This window comes from Serratia sp. ID 25-353 (assembly GCF_054792795.1).
Genome location: NZ_CM139236.1, coordinates 2,928,311 through 2,953,384, shown reverse-complemented (window position 1 = coordinate 2,953,384; position 25,074 = coordinate 2,928,311). Strand labels below are relative to the sequence as shown.

Below are 25,074 nucleotides of genomic sequence, written 5' to 3'. Positions count from 1 at the left end.
TCGTTTACACTTCATTGAAATGCGCAGGATGGGCGAAGGAAAGCCGGAGGCAACGTAATTGAGGGCATTGCGATGAGATAACGGTGATAGCGTTTTCACCCAGCCAGCCGGCAAAGAGGGGCTCTCTGCCGGCTTCAGCCGTTAAGGATGCTGATACAGCGGGTAGGTGAAGAACAGCAGATGGGTCAGATTAAGCCCGAAATGGAACAGAATCGGCACCCACAGGCGGCCGCTCCACATCCACGCCAGGCCGTAGATCACCCCGGCCAGCGTCGCGAAGATCACCATCAGCATGCCGCCGGCCAAATGCGCGGCGCCGAACACCAAAGAGGCGACGATCAGCGCCGGCCAGGCGCCCAGCCATTGGCTGAGGCGCTGTTGCAGGTAACCGCGAAACAGCGCTTCTTCGGCCATACAGACGAAGAACAGGTTTGCCATCACGAAAGGCAGCATCCAGGCGGGCGCATGCAGCTCGATTTTTAAGCCACCCAGCGCTACGGCCAGCAGCAACAATGCCGGTACGCTGATGATCAATGCAATCCAGGAACCCGAGGCGATGCTTTTTTCCGCTTTATCGGTTCTGAACAGCGTGGGCAAGCAGGCGAACAGCAGGAAGGGCACCATCGCCTTGTCGAAGTTGTAATACATGGTGAACGGCGCGCTGAGCGGGCCGGCTTTTTCGCCGTCGATCATCAGCTGGTTGTGGATGCCCGGCACCAGATGCAAGAACAGCGCGACGCAGCCGGCGACCACCAACCCTTCGAATGCGATCGCCAGATTACGCTGCTCGCGAAAATGGTGACGCAGCCCCGCCAACGCTACGATCACCAGCAGATAACTCAGGCTGAGTGGCGTCAGTACCCCATGATAAAGCCCCATGCCCGCCGAGGCGGCCAGGATCACCCAGGCGATCAGCCGGTTAAACGGCAAGAAAAATAACGAAGCAGCCAGTACGCCCCACATAATATGTCCCTTTAAAATATGTACACGGCGCTCAGCGCCTTTGCGGCGTGCGATGATGGCGAGATTGAGCGCTAAAGCGGATAGTAGCACACCAAGATGACGCTAAAGGTCGGGGCAGTGACGCATTCGTGCATGATGCCGGCCCACATGACCGGCGGCGATGGGAGTTAGCCTTTCATCCAGGCCTGCGAACGGGTGATTTCGGCCAGATTTTGCAGGGTATCCAGGCTCTGCTGGTGGATCTCTTGCGTGGGGGCTGCGCACAGATCGTGCAGTACGGTCACCTGAAAGCCGGCGTCGTGCGCCTGACGCGCGGTGCTCTCAATGGCGAGCGGCGTGCTGATGCCCGCCAGCAGCAAATGGTGGCACCGATGTTGCCGCAGCCAGGCTAACAAATTGTTACCGGAGAAGGCGCTGACCGCCGTTTTTTCAAACTGCAGATCGGTCTCTTCCTGATGCAGTTCGGGCACCCAGCGGCAGCCCGGGCTGTTTAAACGCAGCGCGCCTATCTGCTTGAGATGGTTGAACAGCGGCGAGTGGGGCGGGATGTCATGATAATCGTCGGCGAAACCCACCCGCACCCAAATCACCGGAATTTTTCGCACCCGGGCATAAGCCGTGGCGGCATTGACGTTGGCGAGCAGGTGGGTCGCCACCCCCTGTTCGCGGCAGTGATTGGCGCGCCCTTTGGACCCGATCAGATCCTCGATCAGGTCGATAATAATCAACGCAGCGGACATGGCGTCTCCAGGAAATGGCCTTCTTTCTATGATAAAAGGCCAAATGTGATGTGCTGCGGTGAAGTGTTGCCGGATATGTTTACGCCGCGTTTCAGGCGGAGGCCGCCTCCAGCCGTTGCTGTTGGTAGCCGTAGCCGCCTTCGTCGTCGGGCACGAAGCTGAGGCGGTGTGTGATGCACTGCGGCGCGTCTTCGGCATGGTGCGAGACGAACAGCAGTTGGGTGGCGCCCTGGCCGATCAGCACGTCGATGAAGCGGCGCACCAGCTGGCGATTGAGCGGATCCAACCCTTGCAGCGGCTCGTCGAGGATCAGCAGCGCCGGGTGTTTCACCAGCGCGCGGGCGATCAGTGCCAGCCGCTGTTGGCCCCAGGAAAGGCTATGGAACGGGGCATCCCCGCGCGCGCCGTCGAGCCCGAGCAGCGCCAGCCACTGCTCGGTCAGCTGCCGCTGACGATCCGAGACCGCCTGATAAATGCCGATCGAGTCGAAGAACCCCGACAGCACCACGTTGCGCACGCTGGTGTTGACGCGATAATCCAGATGCAGGCTGCTGCTGACGTAGCCGATATGGCGTTTGATTTCCCAAATGGTTTCCCCGCTGCCGCGGCGGCGGCCGAACAGCGTCAGATCGTTGCTGTAGCCCTGCGGATGGTCGCCGGTGATCAAGCTGAGCAGCGTGGATTTGCCGGCGCCGTTCGGGCCGACGATCTGCCAATGTTCACCGGGGTTAACCTGCCAGTCGAGATGATTGAGGATCGGCCGATCGTTATAGCTGACCACGCCGTCGCGCAGGACGATCAGCGGCCGGTCCGCCGGCAGGGCCACTTTTTGCGTCGGATCCTCGGTTTCCGGCAGCGCCAGCCCGCTGAGGTTTTCGCTGTGCGCCAGCTGTGCCACCAGCGCGTCCGCCATCACTTGGCGGCGCGGCCCGCGGCTGGTCAGGGTGCAGTCCGCCAGCACGCCCACCTGTCGGACAAAATCCGGGATTTCGTCGAAACGGTTGAGCACCAGCACCACGGTTTGGCCCTGGGCGGAAAGCTCGCTCAGCAACGCGGCGAGCTGCGCGCGCGAGTGCACGTCCAGCCCGTCGAAGGGCTCGTCGAGGATCAGCAGGTCAGGCTCGGGCATCAGCGCCCGGCACAGCAAGGTCTTGCGCGTTTCGCCGGTGGAGAGGTATTTGAAGCGGCGCGTCAGCAGGGCGGTGATGCCGAACTGCGCGGCCAGCCGCTCACAGCGCGCGGCGTCTTTCACCTCTTCCTGAATGATTTCCGCCGCGGTGCGGCCGGTGTCGTCCTCGTCCGCGCTGAGCAGATCGGTGTTGTTGCGTTGCCACTCGTCGCTGACCATTTTTTGCAGCTGTTCGAAAGAGATGCGCACCGCGTGCCGAAAATCGCTGCGGCGCTCACCGCTCAGCAGAACCAGTTCGTCCGCCAGCGCGCGCGCCAGGGCGGATTTGCCGCTGCCGTTGGCGCCGACGAAGGCCCAGCTGTCGCCGGCCTGGATTTCCAGCGCCTCCAGCGTCAGGGTGCGGGTATCGCTTAAGCGGAATGAACCTTGCGAAATATGCAACGACGACATCACCTGTTCCTTTTTTTGCAATTATTTGCCTTAGAAATAGGCGCATTGCAGGGGGATGTCAATCAACAAAAACGCAACGTCACGTTGCGCTTAACACAACGTGGCGACAATCACGCGATCGGCGTTGAACAGGGCGTGTACGGCGGCGCCGACGCTCAGTTGCAGACGCTGCAACTCCGCCGTCGTCAGGGTGGCGCACAGGGTTTCTCCGCCCGCCAGCGTTACCAGCACCTCGCTGTGTTCGGCGCCTGGCTGAATGCCGGCCACTACGCCCGCCAGCACGTTATCCGCACCGGCATGATCCGCCGTCTCGACGCTTAACCGCACCCAGGGCGCCTTGATCAGCGCCAGCACCTCTTTGCCCGGCGTCAGCTGCAGCCGGTCGGCACTTTGCTGGGTAATGGCCGCCATCAGGCGAGTGGTGCCGTCGTTCAACAAAATCGCCAGGTGCTGCTGCACCTGCTGATGATCGCGTTCGATGACGGTGCCGAAGAACTGATTGCGCGCGCTGGTTTGCAGCGAGAAGCGCGAGATGGCCGCCAGCAGGCTGTCGAGCGGCAGATCGTCCTGCTGCAATACGTCGAACGCTTTTTGCTGCACCTGGCCCAGCAGGTCATACAGCTGGATCAACCGCTGGCCATAGTGCGTCAGCTGCGCGCCGCCGCCGCCTTTACCGCCGGTGGCGCGTTCTACCACCGTGTGTTCCGCCAGTTGGTTCATTTCATTGATGGCGTCCCAGGCGCTTTTGTAGCTGATACCCGCCAGTTTGGCGCCCTGGCTGATGGAGCCGGTGTGCTGCACCTGTTTCAGCAACGCGATGCGGCGCGGATCGGCGAACAGCTTTTGCTGGAGTTTGAGAGTCAGAAGAATTTCGGCCTGCATAGCGCATCCTGTCGGCGGCAAAAATCTTATTGTCGCCGATTTGGCGGCAAAGCGCCAAACGCAGTGCACTGGAGCGCGGGGCAATAAAGACTGGCATTGCTTTATTGTTATAATATAACATAACTAAAAAACGATAAGGCTTTACGCCGGCTGCGGCCGGTTTTTATTTCACCACAGGGATGCTTCACATGAGTACGACACGCCGGCGTCTTGTCACGCCCAGAAAATCTTTATGCCTTGCCGCCGCCTGGGTCGGCGGCGCACTGACGGCGCCGCTGGCTTTCGCCGCCGACTGCGATAAAGCCCGCAATGCCACGGGGTGCGAAGAACAGCTCACCGTGGAGGCGGCGGCCCCCGCTGGGCGCTACGATGCGTTGAGCGCCGTGAGCCGCAGCGCTTCGCAGCTCGGGCTGACCACTCGGGAGACGCCGCGCAGCGTCGATATCATCAGCGCAAGGGCGATCCAACAGCGGGGCGATCGCTCGCTGGCCGCCGCCGTCGAGCACGCCACCGGCTTGTCCGGCGTCGCTTCGCCAACGTTGTCCAACAACTTTTCCGCGCGCGGTTTTCGGCCGATCGCCTGGCTGTATAACGGCGTGGAGATGCCCGGCAGCACGCTGCAGCTGGGCGATCCGGCGCATTACGACAGCATCGAAATACTGCGCGGGCCGGGATCGGCCTTGAACGGCCTGAGCGCCGCAGGCGGCAGCGTCAACCTGATCTCGCGGCGACCGACCTTCAGCCGCCAGCCGCTCGAGCTCGATTATGGCTTCGGCAGCTACCGCAGCCAGCGTCTGCATCTGGGGGCCGGCGGCGCGCTGGTGGATGATGCGGTGGCGTACCGGTTGGACGTCAGCGGCAACGACAGCGGCAGCAACGTGCAGTATGAACGCGATCGGCAGAAGCGGGTTTCCGGCTCGCTGCTGTTTAAGCTGACGGACGATGCGCTGTTGACGCTGAGCCTGGACCGCATGCTCAATCGCACCAACAACCCTTACTACGGCACGCCGCTGCTGGACGGGCGCATTGCCGGTGAGCTGCGCGACATCAATTACAACAACCTGACCGACAGCCGCATCCAGAGCAACGCCACCGCATTTCAGGCCAGCCTGGACTGGTTTATGACGCCCGAAGTGGAATGGCATAACCAATTCTATTACTACAGCGGCTTTCGCGAATGGCGCAACGTCGAGCGTTTCCGCGTCGCGGCGGCGGCCCGGCCCGGCGACGTCAACCGTGACTCCTTCGGCGCTCTGGCGCACGACGACGATCTGATCGGCAACCGCAGTTCGCTGGTATTCGACCGCGCCATCGCCGGTTTTGATAACCGGTTGCTGGTCGGCCTCGATCTGAGCAAGCGGCATTTTCAGTATTATTCCAACGGCTTCCCCGGCTCGGAAGACGTTCCGCTTGGCGCGCCGCCCCGAGAGCCGTTCGCCCAGGGTACCGACCGGCAACGCGCGCCGGTGCGCCACGTCACCCAGAACCAGTACGCCGCCTTTCTCGAGGATCGCTTCAGCCTGACCGAGCGTTTAGCGCTGCTGGGCCAGTTGCGCTACAACCATATGAACATGGACTGGCGCTTCCAGGGGCCGCAGGAAGAGAGCCGCGCGCACACCTACGTTTTCAGCACCTGGAGCCTGGGCCCCAGTTATGCATTGACCGATAACCTCACGCTCTACGCCAACTACACCACCGGCCAGGAGCCGGGCAACGATCTGTTCTTCCTCAGCCCAACGCAGACCGATCTGCCGCTGACGCGAGCGCGCCAGTGGGAGGCCGGCGCCAAAGGGCAGTTTTGGGGTAACAAGGGCGAGGCGACGCTGGCGCTGTACGAACTGCGCAAGGACAACCTGTTTGTGCCCGACGCGCAGCGGCCGGATGCGTTGAACGCGGTAGGCCGGCAGACGTCGCGCGGCATCGAGCTTGGCGTGGTGCTGCGTCCCGACGAGCGCTGGGAGCTGGCCGGCAACGCCGCCTACACGCACGCCCGCTACGACGACTATCGCGGCGGCAGCCCGCTGCGCAGCTATAACGGCAATCGCCCGGCCTATATCCCGGACTGGACCGCCAACCTCAGCGTGCATTATCAGGCGACGGAGCGCCTGGGGCTGGCTTCTTCGCTGCGCTACGTCGGCAGCAGCTACAACGACGACGCCAACCGGCGCAAGATGCGCGCGTACACCACGCTCGATCTGGCGGCAGACTATCAGCTGACGCCGATCGTCGATGTCGGTTTTCGCATTCGCAACGCCACCAACCAGCTGTACGCCTATCAGCGCACCTACCCGGATCAGGCGCTGATCGCGCCGCCGCGCAGCTATGAAACCTTCGTGTCGGTCAGGTTTTGACGGCGTGAGACGCTGGCTTGCCCTGCTGTTGTGCGCCCTGGGATTGGGCGGGGGCGCGCCGCTGCGTGCCGATGCCGTCAGCCTGCAAAATTGCGGGGTAACGCGCGATTACCCGCAGCCGCCGCAGCGGGTGCTGGTTTACGCCAACCCGGCGCTGGAAAATCTGCTGGCGCTGGGGCTGGCCGCCCGCGCGATCGGCGTGGTCGGGTATGACCGCGCGCGCGATCCCGCGCCGACGGCGCCGGCCGATGCGCTGCGGGCGCCCACCAGCCCGGCGCCGCCCACGGCGGAAGCGTTGCTGCTGATGCGGCCGGATTTTGTCTATTCGGCCAGCTATTACTGGCTGCACAGCCCGGAAACGCCCGACCGGGCGCGGCTGGCGGAATGGGGCATCGGCACTTATCTCTCTCCCGACGCCTGCAGCGGTCAGCAAAGCGCGATCGCCGCGGTGCTGACGTTCGAAGACATTTTCACCGAGCTACGGGAGCTGGCGCGTATTTTCAACGTCAGCCGCGCCGGTGAAGCGCTGATCGAACGGCTGCGCGGGCAGCTGAGGGCGCTTGAGGCGCAGCGCGCGCAACTGCCGCATTGGCGTCTGCTGTGGTGGTATGCCGGCGCGCAGACGCCTTATGTGGCGGGCTGCTGCGGCGCGCCAGGCTTGCTGAGCCGCAGCGTCGGCAGCGAGAACCTGTTCGGCGATCGGCCCGAGCTGTGGCCGACGGTGTCCTGGGAAATCATCGCCGCCCGCGATCCGGATGCGATCGTGCTTGGCGATCTGCCGCGCGGCGGCCTCGGCGACAGCGCGGCTGACAAGATCGCCTTTCTGGAACATCACCCGCTGACCGCGACGCTGCGCGCCGTGCGCCAGCGGCGCTACGTGATCCTCCCCGGTTACGACATGGACCCTTCCGCCCGCACCGTGGCGGCGCTGGGCCGTTTGATTCGGGGCCTGGCGGCCTTGCCGCCGCAGGCTCCGACTTTTTCCAACAAGGAACCTTGATATGACTGCCGTTTCATTCTCTTCGCTGCTGGACTCCTGGGATCGCCAGCAGGCGGCCTACATCGCCGAACGGGAAGCGCGTTTTAACGCCCAGCTGGACGTGCTGGCGCTGGCTGCCGGCCAGGATTTTCACGTGGTGGATCTGGCCTGTGGCCCGGGCTCGCTGAGCCTGCGCATTTTACAGCGCTTTCCACAGGCCAGAGTGACCGCCATCGATCTTGATCCGCTGCTGCTGGCGGTGGCGCGCGGCGCGCTGGCGGAATACGGCGATCGGATCCGCATTCTGCAGGCCGATCTGGCGGATCCGGCCTGTTTTTCCGCGCTGTCCGGCCCCGCGCCGCAGGCGGCGGTGTCCAGCACGGCGCTGCACTGGCTGATGCCAGAGCAGCAGCTGGCGCTGTACCGCAACGTCGCCGGGCTGCTGGCCGACGGCGGCGTATTCCTCAACGCCGATCATCAGCGCTATGACCCGCGTCAGCCGCGGCTGAAAGCGTTGGCGGAGCGGCATGATGAGCAGACCCAACAGCGCGCCTGGGACAACGGCGTCGAGGATTGGGATCGTTGGTTCGCGGGCGCGCTGCAATCACCGGCGCTGGCCGCTTATCAGGCCGAGCGTGAAGCGCTGTTCGCCGGCCGCCCGGTGCCACCGCCGACGCCAGTGGATTTCCAGCTCGCGGCCCTCAGGCAGGCCGGTTTCAGCGAGGCAGGGACGGTGTGGCAGCTGTTGGACGACTATGTGATCGCAGGCTGGAAATAGCATGATCCGGCGGTTACTGCCCGGCCGTGAGGCCGGCTGGCTGCTGTTGTTGGCGGCGGCGCTGCCGCTGGCCCTGCTGGGCGCCACCTTGTCGGGGCCTGCGCCGATCGCGTGGCACGACGCCTGGCGCATCGTATTCGGCGTCAGCGGCAGCGCGGCGACCGATGCCGAGGTGTATCAGCGCATCATCTGGTCGCTGCGGATGCCGCGCGCGCTATTGGCGGCGCTGGCCGGCGCCGGGCTGGCGTTGGCGGGCACCGTGCTGCAGTCGCTGACCCGCAACCCGCTGGCCGATCCCTGGGTGCTGGGGATCTCCTCCGGCGCCGGCGTGGGGGCGGTAACGGTGTTGATATTGGGACTGGGGGGCGGCCTGTTGTCGGTGTCCGGTGGCGCGTTTATCGGCGCGCTGGGGGCGTTTGCGTTGGTGATGCTGCTGGCCGGGCGTTCCCTGCAGGGGGAGTCCACGCTGTTTATTCTGGCCGGGGTAGCGGTGACGCAGCTGCTCTCCGCACTGACTTCGCTGATCACCCTCTGGCAGGCGGATGCCAACGCCACGCGCGGCGTGATGTTCTGGCTGCTGGGATCGTTCAGCGACGCGCGCTGGCCGCAGGTCGGGTTGTGCGGGCTGGCGCTGGCGGCGGCGCTGCTGCTTTGTTGGCTGCGAGCGGGTGAGCTGGACGCGCTGGCGTTCGGCGGCGTGACCGCCGCTTCGCTGGGGGTGGCGGTGGCTCCGCTGAAGCTGCTGCTGTATGTGGTGACCACCGCGCTGACGGCGGCGATCGTCGCGTTCAGCGGTGCGGTGGGATTTATCGGGCTGACGGTGCCGCACGTCGCCCGGCGGCTGGTCGGCTCGCGGCATCGGCGGCTGTTGCCGGCCAGCGCGCTGTGCGGTGCGCTGTTCGCCGTGGCGGCGGACACGCTGGCCAGAACGCTGTTTGCCCCGCGCGAGCTGCCGGTCGGCGTGCTGACCGCGCTGCTGGGGGTGCCGGTATTCCTGCTGTTGCTGTATCGGAAGGTCAATGCATGACGATTGAAAAAGCGCGATCCGGCCTGTGCGCCGAGGGGGTGAGCTGGCGGGCGGGCGAACGCACGGTGCTGGAAAATCTGGATTTCTGCGCCTTGCACGGTGAGGTCACCGGCGTGCTCGGCGTCAACGGCAGCGGTAAATCCACGTTGCTCAAGCTGTTGGCCGGGTTGCAGCCCGTCGCCGGGGGCCGCGTTTGGCTGGAAGGGCGCGAAATTAATGCGTTTTCCGGGCGGGAGCGCGCCAGGCGCATCGCCTTTCTCGAGCAATCCGCCCCCGGCGCCTTCGCGCTGCCGGTGAAGGAGGCGGTGCTACTGGGGCGCCTGGCCCATATCGGCCGCTGGCGCGGTTTTGGTACCGAGGATCGCCGCCTCGCCGGGCAGGCGATGGAGCAAGTGGGCATTAGCCACCTGGCCGATCGCGATTGGCAGCGGCTGTCCGGCGGTGAACGGCAGCGGGTGCACCTGGCGCGCGCGCTGGCGCAGCAAACGCCGTGGCTACTGCTGGACGAACCCGCCAACCATCTGGATATCGCCCATCAGCAGCAGTTTATGGCCTTGCTGCGGCGGCTAAAACTTAGCGTGGTGGTGACGTTGCACGATCTGAATCTGGCCGCCTGTTATTGCGATCGGGTGGCGCTGCTGCAGCGAGGCAGGGTCTGCGCGGCGGGTGCGCCGCAGCAGGCGCTGACGCCGGAACACATTCGCGCGGTGTACGGGGTGGAGGCCCGGCTGGCGGCGCCCGCCGGCTACGCGCCGCCGTTGATCTACTATCCCGCGGCGGGATGAGATCGGTCAAAAGGGCACGTTTGGCCGATCACAATTTCGCCCCGCTGGCTAAAATAACTCCGGTTTTAGCGATTTTTTTGGGTTAGAATAACCCGATATGCGGTGAAAGGCATTTGCCGCTCAATGGGCAGTTAAGCGAGGCTATCATGTTGGAATTATTGAAAAGTCTGTTGTTTGCCGTAGTCATGGTGCCGGTGGTCATGGCGCTGATCCTCGGCCTGATCTACGGTTTTGGCGAAGTGTTCAATGTCTTCTCCAAAGTGGGCCGTTCGAAAGAAAACCGCACCCAGCACTGACCGTTCCCCATCCCGATACCCGCCGGCGTCGCCCGGCGGGCATTCCTCAAGTTATCTCACGCTTTGCCGATAAACCGCATGACAAGCTTTCGCGCAACGTTATATTATTTTTTATATAACGAAGAGTGATAATGCACGTTAACTTGCGGAGAAAAACAATGAAACAGCAATGGACCAAATGGGTTGGCGGGATCGTGTTGGCCTCGGGCCTGGTGGCACAGGCTTCGGCGGCGGAAAAGATCACCGTGTTCGCCGCCGCGTCGCTGACCAACGCGCTGCAGGACATCGCCACCCAGTATCAAAAAGGCAAGGATGTGCAGGTGGTTTCCTCCTTTGCGTCGTCCTCGACGCTGGCGCGCCAAATTGAGCAGGGCGCCCCGGCCGATCTGTTCATCTCCGCCGATCAACAGTGGATGGATTACGCCATCGACAAGCAGCAGATGGTGAAAGACACCCGCTACACGCTGCTGGGCAACGAACTGGTGCTGATCGCCGCCAAGAGCGATAAGCAAGACAAGATCGCCATCGACAAGCAGACCGACTGGACCAAGCTGCTCAACGGCGGCCGCCTGGCGGTGGGCGATCCGGATCACGTGCCGGCCGGCATCTACGCCAAAGAGGCGCTGGAGCACCTGGGCGCCTGGAACGCGCTGGAGCCGAAACTGGCGCGCGCCAACAACGTGCGCAGCGCCATGGCGCTGGTGGAGCGCGGTGAAGCGCCGCTCGGCATCGTCTACGGCTCCGACGCGATCGCCAGCGACAAGGTGAAAGTGGTGGGCGTGTTCCCGGAAGACAGTCACAAACCGGTTGAATATCCGATGGCGATGGTGAAAGATCGTCAAAATCCGACGGTCAGCGCTTTCTATACCTATCTGAAGAGCCCGGAAGCGGCCGCTATTTTCGAACATTATGGATTCACCCCGCGTAAATGATTCTGAGTGAGTACGAGTGGCAGGCGGTTGAGCTGAGCCTGAAAGTCTCCGGTTTGGCGGTGGTTTGCAGCCTGCCGTTCGGCATTCTGATGGCTTGGGTGCTGGTGCGTTGCCGCTTTCCCGGCAAGGCGCTGTTGGACGGCGTCATTCACCTGCCGCTGGTGCTGCCGCCGGTGGTGGTCGGCTATTTGCTGCTGATCGCCATGGGGCGGCGCGGCGTCATCGGCGAGTGGCTGTACGACTGGTTCGGCTTCAGCTTCAGCTTTAGCTGGCGCGGCGCCGCGCTGGCGTCGGCGGTGGTGGCGTTTCCGCTGATGGTGCGCGCCATCCGGCTGGCGCTGGAGGCGGTGGATACCCGGCTGGAGCAGGCGGCGCGCACGCTGGGCGCCAACCCGTGGCGGGTGTTTTTCACCATCACGCTGCCGCTGTCGCTGCCCGGCGTCATTGTCGGCGTGGTGCTGGCCTTCGCCCGCTCGCTGGGGGAGTTTGGCGCCACCATCACCTTCGTCTCCAACATTCCCGGTGAAACCCGCACCATTCCGCTGGCGATGTATACGCTGATTGAAACGCCGGGGGCGGAAGCCGCCGCCGCGCGCCTGTGCGTGATCGCCATCGTGCTGTCGCTGGCTTCCCTGATGGTGTCCGAATGGCTGGCCCGCTGGGGCCGCAAACGGATGGGGGTGTAAATGCTGGAGCTGGATTTCTCGCAGCAGCTGGGCGACCTTAATCTCAACGTCCGCGCCGATTTGCCGGCGCAGGGCATCACCGCGATTTTCGGCCTGTCCGGCGCGGGCAAAACATCCCTGATTAACGCCATCGGCGGCCTGACCCGCTTGCAGCAGGGGCGCATCGCACTTAATGGCCGTACGCTGGTGGATACCGCCGCGGGCCTTTGCCTGCCGCCGGAAAAGCGCCGCATCGGCTACGTGTTTCAGGATGCGCGGCTGTTCCCGCACTATCGGGTGCGCGGCAACCTGCAGTACGGCATGGCGGCCGGCATGCGCGCGCAGTTCAATACTATCGTCGAGCTGCTGGGCATCGGGCCGTTGCTCAATCGGCTGCCGCTGACGCTCTCCGGCGGTGAAAAACAGCGGGTGGCGATCGGCCGCGCGCTGCTGACCGCGCCGGAGCTGCTGCTGATGGACGAACCGCTGGCCTCGCTCGACCTGCCGCGCAAACGCGAGCTGCTGCCGTATCTGGAGCGGCTGGCGCAGGACGTCAACATCCCCATCCTCTACGTCAGCCACAGCCTGGACGAGATCCTGCGCCTGGCCGAGCAGGTGATGGTGCTGGATCGCGGCGAGGTGCTTGCGTTCGGCGGGCTGGAAGCCGTCTGGGCCAGCAGCGCGCTGCGGCCGTGGCTGCAGCGTGAAGATCAGAGCAGCGTGCTGCGCGTCAGCGTGATTGAGCATCATCAACGCTATGCCATGACCGCGCTGGCGCTTGGCGATCAAAGGTTGTGGGTCAGCGGCATCGACGCCGAACTGGGCACCCAACTGCGCATTCGCATCAACGCCGCCGACGTCTCGCTGGTGCTGCAACCGCCGGTCAACAGCAGCATTCGCAACGTGTTGCCGGCCAAGGTGAGCGAGTATCTGGAGGTGGACGGGCAGGTGGAAGTGAAGCTGGCGGTCGGGGAGCACGTGCTGTGGGCGCGGATCACGCCGTGGGCGCGCGATGAACTGGCGATCCGCCCCGGGCAGTGGCTGTACGCACAGGTGAAGAGCGTGTCGATCAGCCGCGAGAGCCGCTAAGACAGGCCCTCCCGGCGGGAGGGCGAAAAAACTAGAGTACGCGGGTGCGGATCACCTCGGCGATGCCCGGCTGCAGGTTATCGGCGATCACCAGATCGGCGCGTTCCTTGATCGCGTCATCGGCGTTGCCCATCGCCACACCCAACCCGACCGCTTCCAGCATGCTGATGTCGTTGTAGTTGTCGCCGAACGCCACCACCTGATCCATGCTCAGCCCCTGCGACTCTACCCATTGGCGCAGGCGCTTGCCTTTGCTGTTGCCGCCTTTGGCGATATCCACCTGATCGTGCCAGGACCATTCGCACGCCAGCCCCAGCTCTTTCTCCACCGTGTCGGCAAACTCGCGCAGCGCCAGGGTATCGGCGTGCGAGGTAGCGAATTTCCAGATCGCCTGCGCGTCGTCGGCCGCCTGCGCCAGGCTGCCGACCTGCAGCAGCGTCGGGCGCTGCGCCGCCGGCAGAGTTTCGGCCCAGGCCAGCGAGCGGGTCACGTGGCCGCTCGGCTCCTGGTACAGCATGGCGTCGTCAACGTACATCAGCCCGTGAATGTCGGTCTGTTTGAGCATCTGCAGCACCTGCTTGGCCTGATCTTTCGCCAGCGGATCGGCGGCCAGCACCTTTTTCTGCTGAAAATCATACAGGTAGGTGCCGTTGCAGCAGATGGCCGGGGTGTCTATCTGCAGCGCCTGGTAGAAAGGATGGATGGCGACGTGATGGCGGCCGGTGACCACCACCACCTGGACGCCGGCGGCGCGCGCCTGCGTCAGTGCTTCCAGCGACTGCGGTAAGATGCGTTTTTGGTTGTCCAGCAGGGTGCCGTCAAGATCGAGGGCGATGACGCGGTAGCTCATAGGGTTCTCGTTATCGTTAGCCATAAAATTAATTCGATGGTACACCGGATAGCCAACGGAGAAAACCGCGTGAGCTTCCGGTGCTAAGCGGGGTTGCCATGCGACGGATGTGCGGTAAGCTAGGGGCAATCGAACGGCCTGAAACCGGTTCCTCTTTTACCCTTTGCAAGGAGAACACATGAAGCAAATCGTTTATGTCGCCAGCCCGGAGAGCCAGCAGATCCACGTTTGGCAGTTGGACGACGCCGGCGCGCTGGCGCTGCTGCAAACCGTTGATGTGCCGGGCCAGGTGCAGCCGATGACCCTTCATCCGGACAAGACCCACCTGTACGTCGGCGTACGTCCGGCGTTCGGCATCGTCAGCTACCGCATCGAGGCGGACGGCACGCTGCAGCAGGCCGGCATGGCGCCGCTGCCGGGCAGCCCGACCCATATCTCCACCGATTTGCAGGGGCGTTACCTGTTCTCCGCCTCCTACAGCGGCAACTGCGCCAGCATCAGCCCGATTGGCCATGACGGCGTGGTGACGGCGCTTATTCAGCAGATCGACGGCCTGACCGCACCGCACTCGGCGAACATCGATCCGACCAACCAGCTGGTGCTGGTGCCGTGCCTGAAAGAAGACCGCATCCGCCTGTTCAACCTGAGCCTGGCAGGCCAGCTGACGCCGCACGCGCAGGAAGCGGTGGTGACCGCCGCTGGCGCCGGCCCGCGCCATATGGCGTTCCACCACAACGACAAGTTCGCCTACTGCGTCAATGAGCTGGACGGCACGGTGGACGTGCTGGCCATCTCGGAAAACGGCGGCCACTACACCGTGACGCAGACGCTGGACATCATGCCGGCCGACTTCGACGGCACCCGCTGGGCGGCGGACATCCATATCACCCCGAACGGCCGCTTCCTGTACACCAGCGATCGCACCGCCAGCATTCTGACCATTTTCAGCGTTTCCGAAGACGGCGGCACGCTGAGCGTGGTCGGCTATCACCCGACCGAAGCGCAGCCGCGCGGTTTCAATATCGATCACAGCGGCCGCTTCGTGATTTCGTCCGGCCAGAAATCCGATCACATCGCGGTGCATGAGATTGACCAGCGCAGCGGCGAGCTGACCACGCTGGCGCGCTATCCGGTGGGCAAAGGCCCGATGTGGGTGAGCGTGCTGGCGAAGTAATTCGGCGGTCAGACGAGTATGGAAAAAGCGCGGTTCGGTTGAATCGCGCTTTTTTATTGGCGGGGAATCAGTTGAACGTCACCGTCAGCGTGGCGCTGCCGAGGCTGTGGAAATGGACGTTGAAGCCCACCAGCGCGCCGCTGGATCCCTCATCCACTTCGATACGCTCCACGTCCAGCGCATGCACGGTGAACTGGTAGCGGTGGCTTTCGCCCTCTGGCGGTGCCGCGCCGCCGTGGCCGGCCGAGCCGAAGTCGGTGCGGGTCTGCAGCGAGCCGGCGGGCAGTGGGGCTTTGCCGGAGCCCGCGCCCTGCGGCAGCTCGCGCACGTCGGCGGGAATATTGGCCACGATCCAGTGCCACCAGCCGGAGCCGGTCGGGGCATCGGGATCGTAAACGGCGATCACGAAGCTTTTGGTGCCGGCCGGCACGCCGTCCCAGGCCAGATGGGGCGACAGGTTATCGCCGTGGTAGCCCATGCCGTTGAAGACCTGCGGCTGCGGCAGTTTGCCGCCGTCCTGCAGATCGTTGCTGTACAAACGAAAAGCCATAGTGACTCCCAGTTGTCGGTAAACGCGGACCCTTAAGCTAGATCGTTTCGCCGTGACAATACAAGTGGGATTGCCATTCGCCAACGGCGGCGCGGATCGGTTACCATGGCCGCATCTTCCTCCCTACAGACCGCCGGATAGCCAAACAACGCCACCATGATCTCACTGAAAAAACGCACGCCGTGGTTCGGCTGGCTGCGCCGTTGGGCCAAAAGCATCAAGCGCGATATTTACGCGCTGTGGCTGGCCGCCCGTGATAAGCGCACCCCGTGGTACGCCAAACTGATCGCGCTGCTGGTGGCCGGCTATGCGATCTCGCCGATCGATCTGATCCCGGACTTCATTCCGGTGCTGGGCTATCTGGATGACGTGATCATCGTGCCGTTGGGCATCATGCTGGCGGTGCGCCTGATCCCCAAGCCGCTGATGGCCGAGCTGCGCGAGAAGGCGCAAAAGCGCGTCGATAACCCCACCGGCCGCATGGCGGCGGCGATGATCATTTTACTTTGGCTGCTGTGCCTGGGCCTGCTGGCCCGCTATCTGGACCAGCATTGGTAAGCTATTAACGTGCGGCGGCGGCCACGGCGGCGGTCAGGCGGCTGAGCTGTTCCGCTTCGATGATGTAAGGCGGCATCAGGTAAATCAGCTTGCCGAACGGCCGGATCCACACCCCGCGCTCGACGAACCCGCGCTGCAGCTCGGCGACGTTCACCGGTTCGCGCATCTCCACCACGCCAATCGCCCCCAGCACCCGCACGTCTGCCACCTTCGGCAGCGCCGCGAGCGGCAGCAGTTCCTGCTTCAGCTGGGTTTCGATGGCGCTCACCTGTGCCTGCCAGCGATTTTCCGCCAGCAGCGCCAGGCTGGCGTCCGCCACTGCGCAGGCCAGCGGGTTGCCCATAAAGGTCGGCCCGTGCATAAAGCAGCCGGCCGCGCCGTTGCTGATGGTCTCCGCCACGTGGCGGGTGGTCAGGGTGGCGGACAGCGTCATGTAGCCGCCGGTCAGCGCCTTGCCCAGGCAGAGAATGTCCGGTACCACCTGTGCGTGCTCGCAGGCGAACAGCTTGCCGGTGCGGCCGAAGCCGGTGGCGATCTCGTCGGCGATCAGCAGCACCTGATAGCGATCGCACAGCTCGCGCACCCGCTTGAGGTAGGTCGGGTGGTAGATGCGCATGCCGCCGGCACCTTGCACCACCGGTTCCAGGATCACCGCCGCCACTTCACCGGCGTGCTGCTCCAGCAACGCGGCGAACGGGGCGATGTCCTCTTCGCGCCATTCTTCGTCGAAGCGGCACTGCGGCGCGGTGGCGAACAGGTGCGGCGCCAGGTAGCCCTGATAGAGGCTGTGCATCGAGTTGTCCGGATCGCAGACCGACATCGCGCCGAAGGTATCGCCGTGATAGCCATGGCGCAGCGTCAGGATGCGCTGCCGCCGCTCACCGCGCGCCTGCCAATACTGCAGCGCCATCTTCAGCGACACTTCCACCGCCACCGAACCGGAATCTGCCAGGAACACGCACTGCAGCGCTTCCGGCGTCATCGCCACTAACCGACGGCACAGCGAGATGGCGGCCGGATGGGTAATACCGCCGAACATCACGTGCGACATCTTCTCCAGCTGCTGGCTGGCGGCCTGATTCAGGCGCGGGTGGTTGTAACCGTGGATCGCCGCCCACCAGGAGGACATGCCGTCCACCAGACGCCGGCCGTCCGCCAGCTGCAGTTCGACGCCGCTGGCCGATTCGATCGGGTAACAGGGTAACGGGCGGCTCATGGAGGTGTAGGGGTGCCAGATATGACGTTGGTCAAACGCCAGGTCGGAAGCAGTGATGGACATACTTGTAAACCAAATTGAATTAAGATTGGTTGACAGTATATCCACAATATTTAAACTGGCGACACTTTTTCGTTTTGGAGACGCCATGATGGCCGACCGCATTCACTGGACAGTAGGGCAAGCCCAGGCCCTGTTTGATAAACCGCTGCTTGAACTGCTGTTCGAGGCGCAAACCGTACACCGCCAACACTTCGACCCGCGTCAGGTGCAGGTCAGCACACTGCTGTCGATCAAAACCGGCGCTTGTCCGGAAGACTGCAAATACTGCCCGCAGAGTTCGCGCTACAAGACCGGCCTGGAGTCGGAGCGGTTGATGCAGGTCGAGCAGGTGCTGGAATCGGCGCGCAAGGCCAAGGCGAACGGCTCGACCCGTTTTTGCATGGGCGCGGCGTGGAAGAACCCGCACGAGCGCGATATGCCTTATTTGCAGCAGATGGTGCAGGGCGTGAAAGCGATGGGCATGGAAACCTGCATGACGCTGGGCACACTGGACGGCACTCAGGCCGAGCGGCTGGCGGAAGCCGGGCTGGATTATTACAACCATAACCTCGATACCTCGCCGGAGTTCTACGGCAGCATCATCACCACCCGCAGCTACCAGGAACGCCTGGATACGCTCGACAAAGTGCGCGACGCCGGCATCAAAGTGTGCTCCGGCGGCATCGTCGGGCTGGGTGAAACGGTGCGCGACCGTGCCGGGCTGCTGGTGCAGCTGGCCAACCTGCCGAAGCCGCCGGAGAGCGTGCCGATCAACATGCTGGTGAAGGTAAAAGGCACGCCGCTGGCGGATAACGACGACGTCGATCCGTTTGACTTCATCCGCACTATTGCGGTGGCGCGCATCATGATGCCGTCCTCTTATGTTCGCCTCTCCGCCGGCCGTGAACAGATGAATGAACAGACGCAGGCGATGTGCTTTATGGCTGGCGCCAACTCGATCTTCTATGGCTGCAAGCTGCTGACCACGCCGAACCCGGAAGAAGACAAAGACCTGCAGCTGTTCCGCAAGCTGGGGCTGAACCCGCAGCAGACCGCCACCGAACACGGCGACAATCAGCAACAGCAAGTGCTGGCTAAGCAACTGCTGAACGCCGATACCGCCGAGTTTTACAACGCGGCGCTGTGATGAGCTGGCCACAACGCATCGAGCAGGCGCTGGCAGAGCGGCACCTCAACGCCGCCTACCGTCGGCGACAGACCACCGAGGGCGGCAATGGCCGCCAGATCCGGCTCGGCGATCGCCTCTACCTGAACTTCTCCGGCAACGACTACCTGGGGCTGAGCCAGGACGCGCGGGTAATCGCCGCCTGGCAGCAGGGCGCGCAGCGTTATGGCGTCGGCAGCGGCGGGTCGGGCCATGTCACCGGCTTTAGCGCGGCGCATCAGGCGCTGGAGGAGCAACTGGCGGCGTGGCTCGGCTATCCGCGCGCGCTGCTGTTTATCTCCGGTTACGCCGCCAACCAGGCGGTGCTGGCGGCGTTGATGCAGAAAGGCGATCGCATTTTAGCCGATCGCCTCAGCCACGCCTCGCTGCTGGAGGCGGCGGCGCAGTCGCCGGCCGAGCTGCGCCGCTTCCAGCACAACAAGCCGCAGGCGCTGGCGGATCTGCTGGCCAAACCCTGTGAAGGGCAGCGGCTGGCGGTGACCGAAGGGGTGTTCAGCATGGACGGCGACGGCGCACCGTTGACGGAACTGCATCGCTTAACCCGCGCGGCGGGCGCCTGGCTGATGGTGGACGATGCCCACGGCGTCGGCGTGCGCGGCGAGCAAGGCCGCGGCAGCTGCTGGCAGCAGGGCGTGCGCCCTGAACTGCTGGTGGCGACCTTCGGCAAGGCGTTCGGCGTCAGCGGCGCGGCAGTGCTGTGCGATGAGGCGACCGCCGAGTATCTGCTGCAGTTCGCCCGCCATCTGATCTACAGCACCGCGATGCCGCCGGCGCAGGCCTGTGCGCTGCAGGCGGCGCTGGCCTGCATTCGAGAGGGCGATGAACTGCGCGCCCGGCTGCAGGACAACATTCGGCGTTTCCGCCAGGGCGCGGCGCCGCTGGCGCTAACCCTGACGGATTCCGACACCGCCATCCAGCCGTTGCTGGTGGGGGACAATCAACGCGCGCTCGATCTGGCGACCCGCCTGCGCGAGCGCGGGCTGTGGGTGAGCGCCATCCGCCCACCGACGGTACCGCCGGGCGGCGCGCGGCTGCGCATTACCCTGACGGCGGCGCATCAGCCGCAGGACATCGATCGCCTGCTGGAGGTATTACATGACGTCAGCCAATGACGCGGTGAACAAACAGGCGGTCGCTTCGGCCTTCAGCCGTGCCGCCGGCAGCTACGACGCCGCCGCCGCGCTGCAGCGTGACGTTGGCGAGCGCTTACTGGGGATGGGGAGTGCCCATCCGGGCGAACGGCTGCTGGATGCCGGCTGCGGCACCGGTTATTTCAGCCGTCTGTGGCGTGAGCGCGGCATGCAGGTAACCGCGCTCGATCTGGCGCCGGGCATGCTGGACGTCGCCCGCCAACGGCAGGCGGCGCATCATTATTTGCTGGGCGATATCGAACAGGTGCCGCTGCCCGATGCGGCGATGGACATTTGTTTCAGCAGCTTGGTGGTGCAGTGGTGCAGCGATCTGCCCGCCGCGCTGGCGGAGCTGTATCGCGTGACCCGCCCCGGCGGCGCGATCCTGTTTTCCACGCTGGCGGCGGGATCGCTGCAGGAGTTGGGGGACGCCTGGCAACAGGTGGACGGCGAGCGCCACGTGAACGCCTTTCTGCCGCTGGCGCAGATCCGCGCCGCCTGTGCTGACTACCGACACGAGCTGGTCACGGAGCTGCGCACCCTGAACTACCCGGACGTGATGACGCTGATGCGTTCGCTCAAGGGCATCGGGGCCACGCACCTGCATCAGGGGCGCGAGGGCGGCCTGATGTCGCGCGGCCGTCTCGCCGCGCTGCAGGCGGCTTACCCGTGTCGGCAGGGGCAGTTCCCGCTCAGCTATCATCTGGTTTATGGAGTGATTTATCGTGATTAAACGTTGGTTCGTGACCGGCACCGACACCGAGGTCGGAAAAACCGTCGCCAGCAGCGCCTTGCTGCAGGCCGCCAACCGGGCGGGCTACCGCAGCGCTGGTTATAAGCCGGTGGCTTCCGGCAGCGAGATGACCCCCGAGGGGCTGCGCAACGGCGACGCGCTGGCGCTGCAGGCCAACAGCGGCGTGGCGCTCCGCTACGACGAAGTGAACCCTTACGTTTTTGCCGAACCGACCTCGCCGCATATCGTCAGCGCCGATGAAGGCCGGCCGATCGAGGCGGCGCGGCTGTCCGACGGCCTGCGCCGGCTGGAGCAGCGCGCCGACTGGGTGCTGGTCGAGGGCGCGGGCGGATGGTTTACCCCGCTGTCGGCGCAGTACACCTTCGCCGACTGGGTGCAGCAGGAGCAGCTGCCGGTGATCCTGGTGGTGGGCATCAAACTGGGCTGCATCAACCACGCGGTGCTGACGGCGCAGGCGGTGCAACAGGCGGGGCTGACGCTGGCCGGTTGGATCGCCAACGACGTGACGCCGCCGGGGCGGCGGCATCAGGAATACCTGGCCACGCTGCGCCGTATGCTGCCGGCGCCGCTGCTGGGCGAAATCCCGCACCTGCCGCAGGCCGAGCGGGCACCGCTGGGGGAGTATCTGGATATCAGCCTGCTGTAAACTCTCCATGAGGGGGGCTTCTCTCCCTCATCCTTCTTCTTGCCCTGTCAGCCCGGTACCGATCAACGCCTCATCCAGCTGCGCCAGCGCGCCGTGCGCCACCGTGCGCCCGCTGTCCAACAGGCAGAAGCGGTCCGCCACCCGGCGCACGAACGACAGCTGATGCTCCACCAGTAAAATGGTCATGCCCAATTCGCGGTTGAGCCGGCGGATCACGTTGCCGATGTCGGCGGCGATCGAGGGCGGTACGCCCGCCGTCGGTTCGTCGAGGATCAGCAGCGCCGGCTCCTGAGCCAGCGCCCGACCAATAGCCAGCTGGCGTTGGGCGCCCACGCACAGATCGCCGGCGCGGCGCGCGCGCATCTGACGCAAATGGGGAAACAGGTTGTAGATCAGCGGCGGAATGCGGCGAGGGGCGCCGCGCCCGGCCATTTGCGCCACCTGCAGATTTTCCTCCACGCTCAGCTGCGAAAAAAGCTGCCGCCCCTGGGGCACGTGGCTGATGCCCAGCGCGGCGCGGCGCTCCATCGGCTGCAGCAGCAGATTTTGCGGCGGCTGATCCGCCGGTTGCCAGGTCATGCTGCCGCTTACCACCGGTACATGCCCCATGATGCAGTTGACCAGCGTGGTCTTGCCCACGCCGTTGCGGCCGAGCAGCACGGTGCACTGGCCGCGCGGCAGCTCCAGGTTGATGTCCCACAGGGTGTGGTTCTGCCCGTAAAATTGATTGACCGATCTCAGTCTCAGCATTTGGCATTCTCCTCATAGACGCCCGTTTCACTCGTTGGCGAGGACTGCAAAGGCCGCATGCGCGGCGAATTTCCCGAGTGTGGCAATGTCTGGAACAAAATGCCCTCCGTCCGATGAGCCCGAGCAAGGTCTGCGGTGGACGGAATGACAGTCAATATGTCGTTAAAAACGACGCTTGTGACGACTTGGTGTCGTTCTTGCGCTTTTACGGGCGATAGCGCCGCGGAGATTACGCGTCGCGGCAGGCAGCGCATCATGCTGCCGCGCCGCATTTATGCGCGGGAAGATAAAGCAACTCTCAGGCCAGTTTTACCGCCGGGTGAAAACGGGGATTGTTATCGCCTTGTTAACCACGCGTCAGGCCTGACGCGCGCTGCCGTGGCGGCTCGAAAATACGCGGGGAAGTTAACCCGGACGTTTTTTGCACTCTTGTGGTGCTCTTCGGTGAGGGCATGGTGCAAGGCATTGCGCCGGCGTCAAGAGCGATCCGCGAGAAAGGGGCCGATGCGATTTTGGCAATGGGGATTTTTAGTATTAATCGGCATAAACAAAGCGATATTTTTATGAAAAAATAACTAAAAAAGCCATTTTAGCGGGTGTAAAGGGCGAAAAGCTTTCTTTCTGTAACTCCCGCCCCGGGCGGGGCGGTGAGAGTTATCCACTATTCCTGTGGATAACCTTGTGTATTAGATTTAGAAAAACGCTGTAAAGCGAGAGCGGACGCGGGTTCTGTTCGCTTTGCCCGCATTCTCGTCTTTTTATTAAATGTGTTATATATCAATATATTAATTAAAATCAAGACGCAGGGTTATTGATCAGGTCTCTATGTATGATTTTTCGACGCGGTGCTATCAATAAGTTAATTCGCGGCAAGTTCTGGGGATAAATCTGTTATTGACAATAAAAATGTCACCCGGCTGTAACGTCACGGTGCAGCGGCGTGGCCGCAGTGCCGGGCGCAGCGACGAATCCGCTTGAAGCTGGTTTTATATCCAGTATCATGGGCACTGGCGCAAATCGCCGACACTTTCCATAATTAGGGGCCACGTCCGGCGCAGAGTCGGCTGGCCGCCTGAGCGCGCGCATCTCCACAGGGTAGCCGAGCAATGAGTAAACTTTTCAAACTGCATTCCGAGTTCAAACCGGCCGGCGATCAGCCGGAAGCCATCCGCAAGCTGGAAGAGGGGCTGGAAGACGGCCTGGCACATCAGACGCTGCTGGGGGTCACCGGTTCGGGCAAGACATTCACCATCGCCAACGTGATAGCCGATCTGAATCGGCCGACCATGGTGCTGGCGCCGAACAAGACGCTGGCGGCGCAGCTGTACGGCGAGATGAAAGCGTTTTTCCCGGAGAATGCGGTGGAATACTTCGTCTCCTACTACGACTACTACCAGCCGGAAGCCTACGTGCCCAGCTCCGACACCTTCATTGAAAAAGACGCTTCGGTGAACGAGCATATCGAGCAGATGCGCCTGTCCGCCACCAAGGCGCTGCTGGAGCGGCGCGACGTGGTGGTGGTGGCGTCGGTATCGGCGATCTACGGCCTGGGCGATCCGGATCTTTACCTGAAGATGATGCTGCACCTGACCCAGGGCATGATCATCGATCAGCGATCCATTTTGCGCCGTCTGGCGGAGCTGCAGTACTCCCGCAACGATCAGGCTTTCCAGCGCGCTACCTTCCGCGTGCGCGGCGAGGTGATTGACATTTACCCGGCGGAATCGGACGAGCTGGCGCTGCGCGTCGAGCTGTTCGATGAAGAAGTGGAGCGGCTGTCGCTGTTCGATCCGCTGACCGGGCAGATCGAGCAGGTGGTGCCGCGTTTTACCATCTACCCGAAATCGCACTACGTGACGCCGCGTGAGCGGATCATGCAGGCGATGGAAGAGATCAAGGTCGATCTGGCGGACCGCCGCAAGGTGCTGCTGGCCAACAACAAGCTGCTGGAAGAGCAGCGCCTGACGCAGCGCACCCAGTTCGATCTGGAGATGATGAACGAGCTGGGTTACTGCTCGGGCATCGAAAACTACTCGCGCTACCTGTCCGGGCGCGGCGAGGGCGAGCCGCCGCCGACGCTGTTCGACTACCTGCCGGCGGACGGCCTGCTGGTGGTCGACGAATCCCACGTCACCATTCCGCAGATCGGCGCGATGTTCAAGGGCGACCGCGCGCGTAAAGAAACGCTGGTGGAGTACGGCTTCCGCCTGCCGTCGGCGCTGGACAACCGCCCCTTGCGCTTCGAGGAGTTCGAGGCGCTGGCGCCGCAGACCATCTATGTCTCCGCGACGCCGGGCAAATATGAGCTGGAGAAATCCGGCGGCGATCTGATCGATCAGGTGGTGCGGCCGACCGGGCTGCTGGATCCGATCGTGGAAGTGCGACCGGTGGGCACCCAGGTGGACGATCTGCTTTCCGAGATCCGCAAACGCGCGGCGATCAACGAGCGCGTGCTGGTGACCACCCTGACCAAACGCATGGCAGAAGACCTGACCGAATACCTGGAAGAACATGGCGAGCGCGTGCGCTACCTGCACTCGGACATCGATACCGTGGAACGGGTCGAAATCATCCGTGACCTGCGTCTGGGCGAGTTCGACGTGCTGGTGGGCATCAACCTGTTGCGTGAGGGGCTCGACATGCCTGAGGTGTCGCTGGTGGCGATTCTGGACGCCGACAAGGAAGGCTTCCTGCGTTCCGAGCGTTCGCTGATCCAGACCATTGGCCGCGCGGCGCGTAACCTGAACGGCAAGGCGATCCTGTATGGCGATCGCATCACCGATTCGATGGCCAAGGCGATCGGCGAAACCGAGCGGCGCCGCGCCAAGCAGCAGGCGTATAATGAAGCCAACGGCATCGTGCCGCAGGGGCTGAACAAGAAGATCGGCGACATTTTGCAGATCGGCCAGCCGGTCAACCGCGCCAAGAGCAAAGGCAAGGGCAAGGCGCTGGACGGCGGCGCGCCGCTTCAGAACCTCACGCCGAAAGCGCTGGATCAGAAAATCCGCGATTTGGAGGCGCAAATGTACACCCACGCGCAAAACCTGGAGTTCGAACAGGCGGCTGCGCTACGCGACGAGATCCACCAGCTGCGCGAGCAGTTCATCGCGATTTCCTGACCGTTGGATGGCGCCCGCGCCGTGGGCGTCAAA

25 protein-coding genes are annotated in these 25,074 nt (G+C 63.7%); 17 read left to right on the top strand and 8 right to left on the bottom strand.

The features are described 5' to 3' along the window. Positions 1-141: 141 nt before the first annotated feature. The 4 genes from ACYF6X_RS14260 to modE form a co-directional block, all read right to left on the bottom strand. Positions 142-963, bottom strand: coding sequence for a CPBP family intramembrane glutamic endopeptidase (locus tag ACYF6X_RS14260; protein WP_063991126.1), 822 nt, complete (start codon positions 961-963; stop codon positions 142-144). Positions 964-1,130: 167 nt separating this feature from the next. Continuing rightward, positions 1,131-1,703 carry a cysteine hydrolase family protein gene (locus tag ACYF6X_RS14255; RefSeq protein WP_063991127.1) on the bottom strand — a complete coding sequence of 191 codons (573 nt, stop codon included), beginning with the start codon at positions 1,701-1,703 and terminating at the stop codon, positions 1,131-1,133. Positions 1,704-1,794: 91 nt separating this feature from the next. Continuing rightward, positions 1,795-3,282, bottom strand: a complete 1,488-nt coding sequence (modF, locus tag ACYF6X_RS14250; protein WP_130018683.1) for a molybdate ABC transporter ATP-binding protein ModF — start codon at positions 3,280-3,282, stop codon at positions 1,795-1,797. Positions 3,283-3,372: 90 nt separating this feature from the next. Continuing rightward, on the bottom strand, positions 3,373-4,164 hold the full coding sequence (gene modE / locus ACYF6X_RS14245; RefSeq protein ID WP_130018682.1) for a molybdenum-dependent transcriptional regulator: 792 nt from the start codon (positions 4,162-4,164) through the stop codon (positions 3,373-3,375). A gap of 188 nt (positions 4,165-4,352) precedes the next feature. Between modE and ACYF6X_RS14240 the strand changes: the two genes are divergently transcribed. The 9 genes from ACYF6X_RS14240 to modC all read left to right on the top strand — a co-directional run bounded on the left by ACYF6X_RS14240 (position 4,353) and on the right by modC (position 13,066). Continuing rightward, a complete protein-coding gene (locus ACYF6X_RS14240) occupies positions 4,353-6,515 on the top strand; it encodes a TonB-dependent siderophore receptor (protein ID WP_107227301.1) in 2,163 nt (720 codons plus the stop codon). Between the two features lie 4 nt (positions 6,516-6,519). Further along, entirely contained in the window at positions 6,520-7,515 is a 996-nt protein-coding gene (locus ACYF6X_RS14235) for an ABC transporter substrate-binding protein (protein ID WP_242512584.1), read from the top strand. Between the two features lies 1 nt (position 7,516). Continuing rightward, positions 7,517-8,272, top strand: a complete 756-nt coding sequence (locus tag ACYF6X_RS14230; RefSeq protein ID WP_063991131.1) for a class I SAM-dependent methyltransferase — start codon at positions 7,517-7,519, stop codon at positions 8,270-8,272. Between the two features lies 1 nt (position 8,273). After that, positions 8,274-9,299 (top strand): FecCD family ABC transporter permease, encoded by a 1,026-nt coding sequence (locus ACYF6X_RS14225; RefSeq protein WP_063991132.1) that lies wholly within the window; start codon positions 8,274-8,276, stop codon positions 9,297-9,299. Then, positions 9,296-10,084, top strand: coding sequence for an ABC transporter ATP-binding protein (locus ACYF6X_RS14220; protein ID WP_130018680.1), 789 nt, complete (start codon positions 9,296-9,298; stop codon positions 10,082-10,084). The genes ACYF6X_RS14225 and ACYF6X_RS14220 overlap by 4 nt, the downstream gene beginning before the upstream one ends. A 146-nt stretch (positions 10,085-10,230) precedes the next feature. Next, a complete protein-coding gene (locus tag ACYF6X_RS14215) occupies positions 10,231-10,380 on the top strand; it encodes an AcrZ family multidrug efflux pump-associated protein (RefSeq protein ID WP_004939813.1) in 150 nt (49 codons plus the stop codon). A gap of 158 nt (positions 10,381-10,538) precedes the next feature. After that, the gene (gene modA, locus ACYF6X_RS14210; RefSeq protein WP_130018679.1) at positions 10,539-11,312 is read left to right on the top strand and encodes a molybdate ABC transporter substrate-binding protein; all 774 of its coding nucleotides are present in this window, start codon (positions 10,539-10,541) and stop codon (positions 11,310-11,312) included. Beyond that, entirely contained in the window at positions 11,309-11,998 is a 690-nt protein-coding gene (gene modB / locus ACYF6X_RS14205; protein WP_015377003.1) for a molybdate ABC transporter permease subunit, read from the top strand. The genes modA and modB overlap by 4 nt, the downstream gene beginning before the upstream one ends. Beyond that, the gene (gene modC / locus ACYF6X_RS14200) at positions 11,999-13,066 is read left to right on the top strand and encodes a molybdenum ABC transporter ATP-binding protein ModC (RefSeq protein ID WP_130018678.1); all 1,068 of its coding nucleotides are present in this window, start codon (positions 11,999-12,001) and stop codon (positions 13,064-13,066) included. 31 nt (positions 13,067-13,097) lie between these two features. On the opposite strand, the gene ACYF6X_RS14195 is transcribed toward modC, so the two are convergent. Beyond that, positions 13,098-13,916 carry a pyridoxal phosphatase gene (locus ACYF6X_RS14195; RefSeq protein WP_063991136.1) on the bottom strand — a complete coding sequence of 273 codons (819 nt, stop codon included), beginning with the start codon at positions 13,914-13,916 and terminating at the stop codon, positions 13,098-13,100. Between the two features lie 178 nt (positions 13,917-14,094). Here ACYF6X_RS14195 and pgl point away from each other — a divergent pair, with 178 nt between their 5' ends. Next, on the top strand, positions 14,095-15,090 hold the full coding sequence (gene pgl / locus ACYF6X_RS14190; protein ID WP_130018677.1) for a 6-phosphogluconolactonase: 996 nt from the start codon (positions 14,095-14,097) through the stop codon (positions 15,088-15,090). 67 nt (positions 15,091-15,157) lie between these two features. Here pgl and ACYF6X_RS14185 read toward each other — a convergent pair whose 3' ends face one another. Beyond that, positions 15,158-15,640, bottom strand: coding sequence for a kinase inhibitor (locus ACYF6X_RS14185; protein ID WP_130018676.1), 483 nt, complete (start codon positions 15,638-15,640; stop codon positions 15,158-15,160). Positions 15,641-15,796: 156 nt separating this feature from the next. Here ACYF6X_RS14185 and ACYF6X_RS14180 point away from each other — a divergent pair, with 156 nt between their 5' ends. Further along, positions 15,797-16,198 carry a YkvA family protein gene (locus ACYF6X_RS14180; protein ID WP_038870940.1) on the top strand — a complete coding sequence of 134 codons (402 nt, stop codon included), beginning with the start codon at positions 15,797-15,799 and terminating at the stop codon, positions 16,196-16,198. Positions 16,199-16,202: 4 nt separating this feature from the next. Here the strand turns inward: ACYF6X_RS14180 and bioA are convergent, their stop codons facing one another. Next, the gene (bioA, locus tag ACYF6X_RS14175; protein ID WP_130018675.1) at positions 16,203-17,477 is read right to left on the bottom strand and encodes an adenosylmethionine--8-amino-7-oxononanoate transaminase; all 1,275 of its coding nucleotides are present in this window, start codon (positions 17,475-17,477) and stop codon (positions 16,203-16,205) included. Positions 17,478-17,565: 88 nt separating this feature from the next. On the opposite strand from bioA, the gene bioB reads away from it, so the two are divergent. From bioB to bioD, 4 genes are read left to right on the top strand one after another with little or no spacing between them, the layout of a single operon-like run. Next, the gene (gene bioB, locus ACYF6X_RS14170) at positions 17,566-18,603 is read left to right on the top strand and encodes a biotin synthase BioB (protein WP_025301918.1); all 1,038 of its coding nucleotides are present in this window, start codon (positions 17,566-17,568) and stop codon (positions 18,601-18,603) included. After that, the gene (bioF, locus tag ACYF6X_RS14165; protein WP_130018674.1) at positions 18,603-19,754 is read left to right on the top strand and encodes an 8-amino-7-oxononanoate synthase; all 1,152 of its coding nucleotides are present in this window, start codon (positions 18,603-18,605) and stop codon (positions 19,752-19,754) included. The genes bioB and bioF overlap by 1 nt, the downstream gene beginning before the upstream one ends. Further along, positions 19,738-20,505 (top strand): malonyl-ACP O-methyltransferase BioC, encoded by a 768-nt coding sequence (gene bioC, locus ACYF6X_RS14160; protein ID WP_063991141.1) that lies wholly within the window; start codon positions 19,738-19,740, stop codon positions 20,503-20,505. Before bioF ends, bioC begins: the two co-directional genes overlap by 17 nt. Continuing rightward, positions 20,498-21,172, top strand: a complete 675-nt coding sequence (gene bioD / locus ACYF6X_RS14155) for a dethiobiotin synthase (RefSeq protein ID WP_063991142.1) — start codon at positions 20,498-20,500, stop codon at positions 21,170-21,172. The genes bioC and bioD overlap by 8 nt, the downstream gene beginning before the upstream one ends. Before the next feature lie 27 nt (positions 21,173-21,199). On the opposite strand, the gene ACYF6X_RS14150 is transcribed toward bioD, so the two are convergent. Beyond that, the gene (locus ACYF6X_RS14150; protein ID WP_130018673.1) at positions 21,200-21,922 is read right to left on the bottom strand and encodes an ATP-binding cassette domain-containing protein; all 723 of its coding nucleotides are present in this window, start codon (positions 21,920-21,922) and stop codon (positions 21,200-21,202) included. Between the two features lie 452 nt (positions 21,923-22,374). Here ACYF6X_RS14150 and ACYF6X_RS14145 point away from each other — a divergent pair, with 452 nt between their 5' ends. Together ACYF6X_RS14145 and uvrB are read left to right on the top strand one after the other, a co-directional pair. Next, the gene (locus tag ACYF6X_RS14145) at positions 22,375-22,497 is read left to right on the top strand and encodes a hypothetical protein (protein WP_277986712.1); all 123 of its coding nucleotides are present in this window, start codon (positions 22,375-22,377) and stop codon (positions 22,495-22,497) included. Between the two features lie 531 nt (positions 22,498-23,028). Next, positions 23,029-25,041 carry an excinuclease ABC subunit UvrB gene (gene uvrB / locus ACYF6X_RS14140; protein WP_130018672.1) on the top strand — a complete coding sequence of 671 codons (2,013 nt, stop codon included), beginning with the start codon at positions 23,029-23,031 and terminating at the stop codon, positions 25,039-25,041. Positions 25,042-25,074 lie beyond the last annotated feature (33 nt).

Bases quoted from the DNA above. Each gene is read 5' to 3' on its own strand.
- ACYF6X_RS14225 (WP_063991132.1), top strand. From the start codon at position 8,274: ATGATCCGGCGGTTACTGCCCGGCCGTGAGGCCGGCTGGCTGCTGTTG.
- ACYF6X_RS14215 (WP_004939813.1), top strand. From the start codon at position 10,231: ATGTTGGAATTATTGAAAAGTCTGTTGTTTGCCGTAGTCATGGTGCCG.
- modC (WP_130018678.1), top strand. From the start codon at position 11,999: ATGCTGGAGCTGGATTTCTCGCAGCAGCTGGGCGACCTTAATCTCAAC.
- pgl (WP_130018677.1), top strand. From the start codon at position 14,095: ATGAAGCAAATCGTTTATGTCGCCAGCCCGGAGAGCCAGCAGATCCAC.
- modB (WP_015377003.1), top strand. From the start codon at position 11,309: ATGATTCTGAGTGAGTACGAGTGGCAGGCGGTTGAGCTGAGCCTGAAA.
- bioA (WP_130018675.1), bottom strand. From the start codon at position 17,477: ATGTCCATCACTGCTTCCGACCTGGCGTTTGACCAACGTCATATCTGG.
- ACYF6X_RS14220 (WP_130018680.1), top strand. From the start codon at position 9,296: ATGACGATTGAAAAAGCGCGATCCGGCCTGTGCGCCGAGGGGGTGAGC.
- ACYF6X_RS14240 (WP_107227301.1), top strand. From the start codon at position 4,353: ATGAGTACGACACGCCGGCGTCTTGTCACGCCCAGAAAATCTTTATGC.
- ACYF6X_RS14150 (WP_130018673.1), bottom strand. From the start codon at position 21,922: ATGCTGAGACTGAGATCGGTCAATCAATTTTACGGGCAGAACCACACC.
- bioF (WP_130018674.1), top strand. From the start codon at position 18,603: ATGAGCTGGCCACAACGCATCGAGCAGGCGCTGGCAGAGCGGCACCTC.
- modA (WP_130018679.1), top strand. From the start codon at position 10,539: ATGAAACAGCAATGGACCAAATGGGTTGGCGGGATCGTGTTGGCCTCG.
- modE (WP_130018682.1), bottom strand. From the start codon at position 4,164: ATGCAGGCCGAAATTCTTCTGACTCTCAAACTCCAGCAAAAGCTGTTC.
- ACYF6X_RS14185 (WP_130018676.1), bottom strand. From the start codon at position 15,640: ATGGCTTTTCGTTTGTACAGCAACGATCTGCAGGACGGCGGCAAACTG.
- ACYF6X_RS14180 (WP_038870940.1), top strand. From the start codon at position 15,797: ATGATCTCACTGAAAAAACGCACGCCGTGGTTCGGCTGGCTGCGCCGT.
- ACYF6X_RS14260 (WP_063991126.1), bottom strand. From the start codon at position 963: ATGTGGGGCGTACTGGCTGCTTCGTTATTTTTCTTGCCGTTTAACCGG.
- bioC (WP_063991141.1), top strand. From the start codon at position 19,738: ATGACGTCAGCCAATGACGCGGTGAACAAACAGGCGGTCGCTTCGGCC.
- bioB (WP_025301918.1), top strand. From the start codon at position 17,566: ATGGCCGACCGCATTCACTGGACAGTAGGGCAAGCCCAGGCCCTGTTT.
- modF (WP_130018683.1), bottom strand. From the start codon at position 3,282: ATGTCGTCGTTGCATATTTCGCAAGGTTCATTCCGCTTAAGCGATACC.
- ACYF6X_RS14145 (WP_277986712.1), top strand. From the start codon at position 22,375: ATGGTGCAAGGCATTGCGCCGGCGTCAAGAGCGATCCGCGAGAAAGGG.
- ACYF6X_RS14195 (WP_063991136.1), bottom strand. From the start codon at position 13,916: ATGAGCTACCGCGTCATCGCCCTCGATCTTGACGGCACCCTGCTGGAC.
- ACYF6X_RS14230 (WP_063991131.1), top strand. From the start codon at position 7,517: ATGACTGCCGTTTCATTCTCTTCGCTGCTGGACTCCTGGGATCGCCAG.
- ACYF6X_RS14255 (WP_063991127.1), bottom strand. From the start codon at position 1,703: ATGTCCGCTGCGTTGATTATTATCGACCTGATCGAGGATCTGATCGGG.
- uvrB (WP_130018672.1), top strand. From the start codon at position 23,029: ATGAGTAAACTTTTCAAACTGCATTCCGAGTTCAAACCGGCCGGCGAT.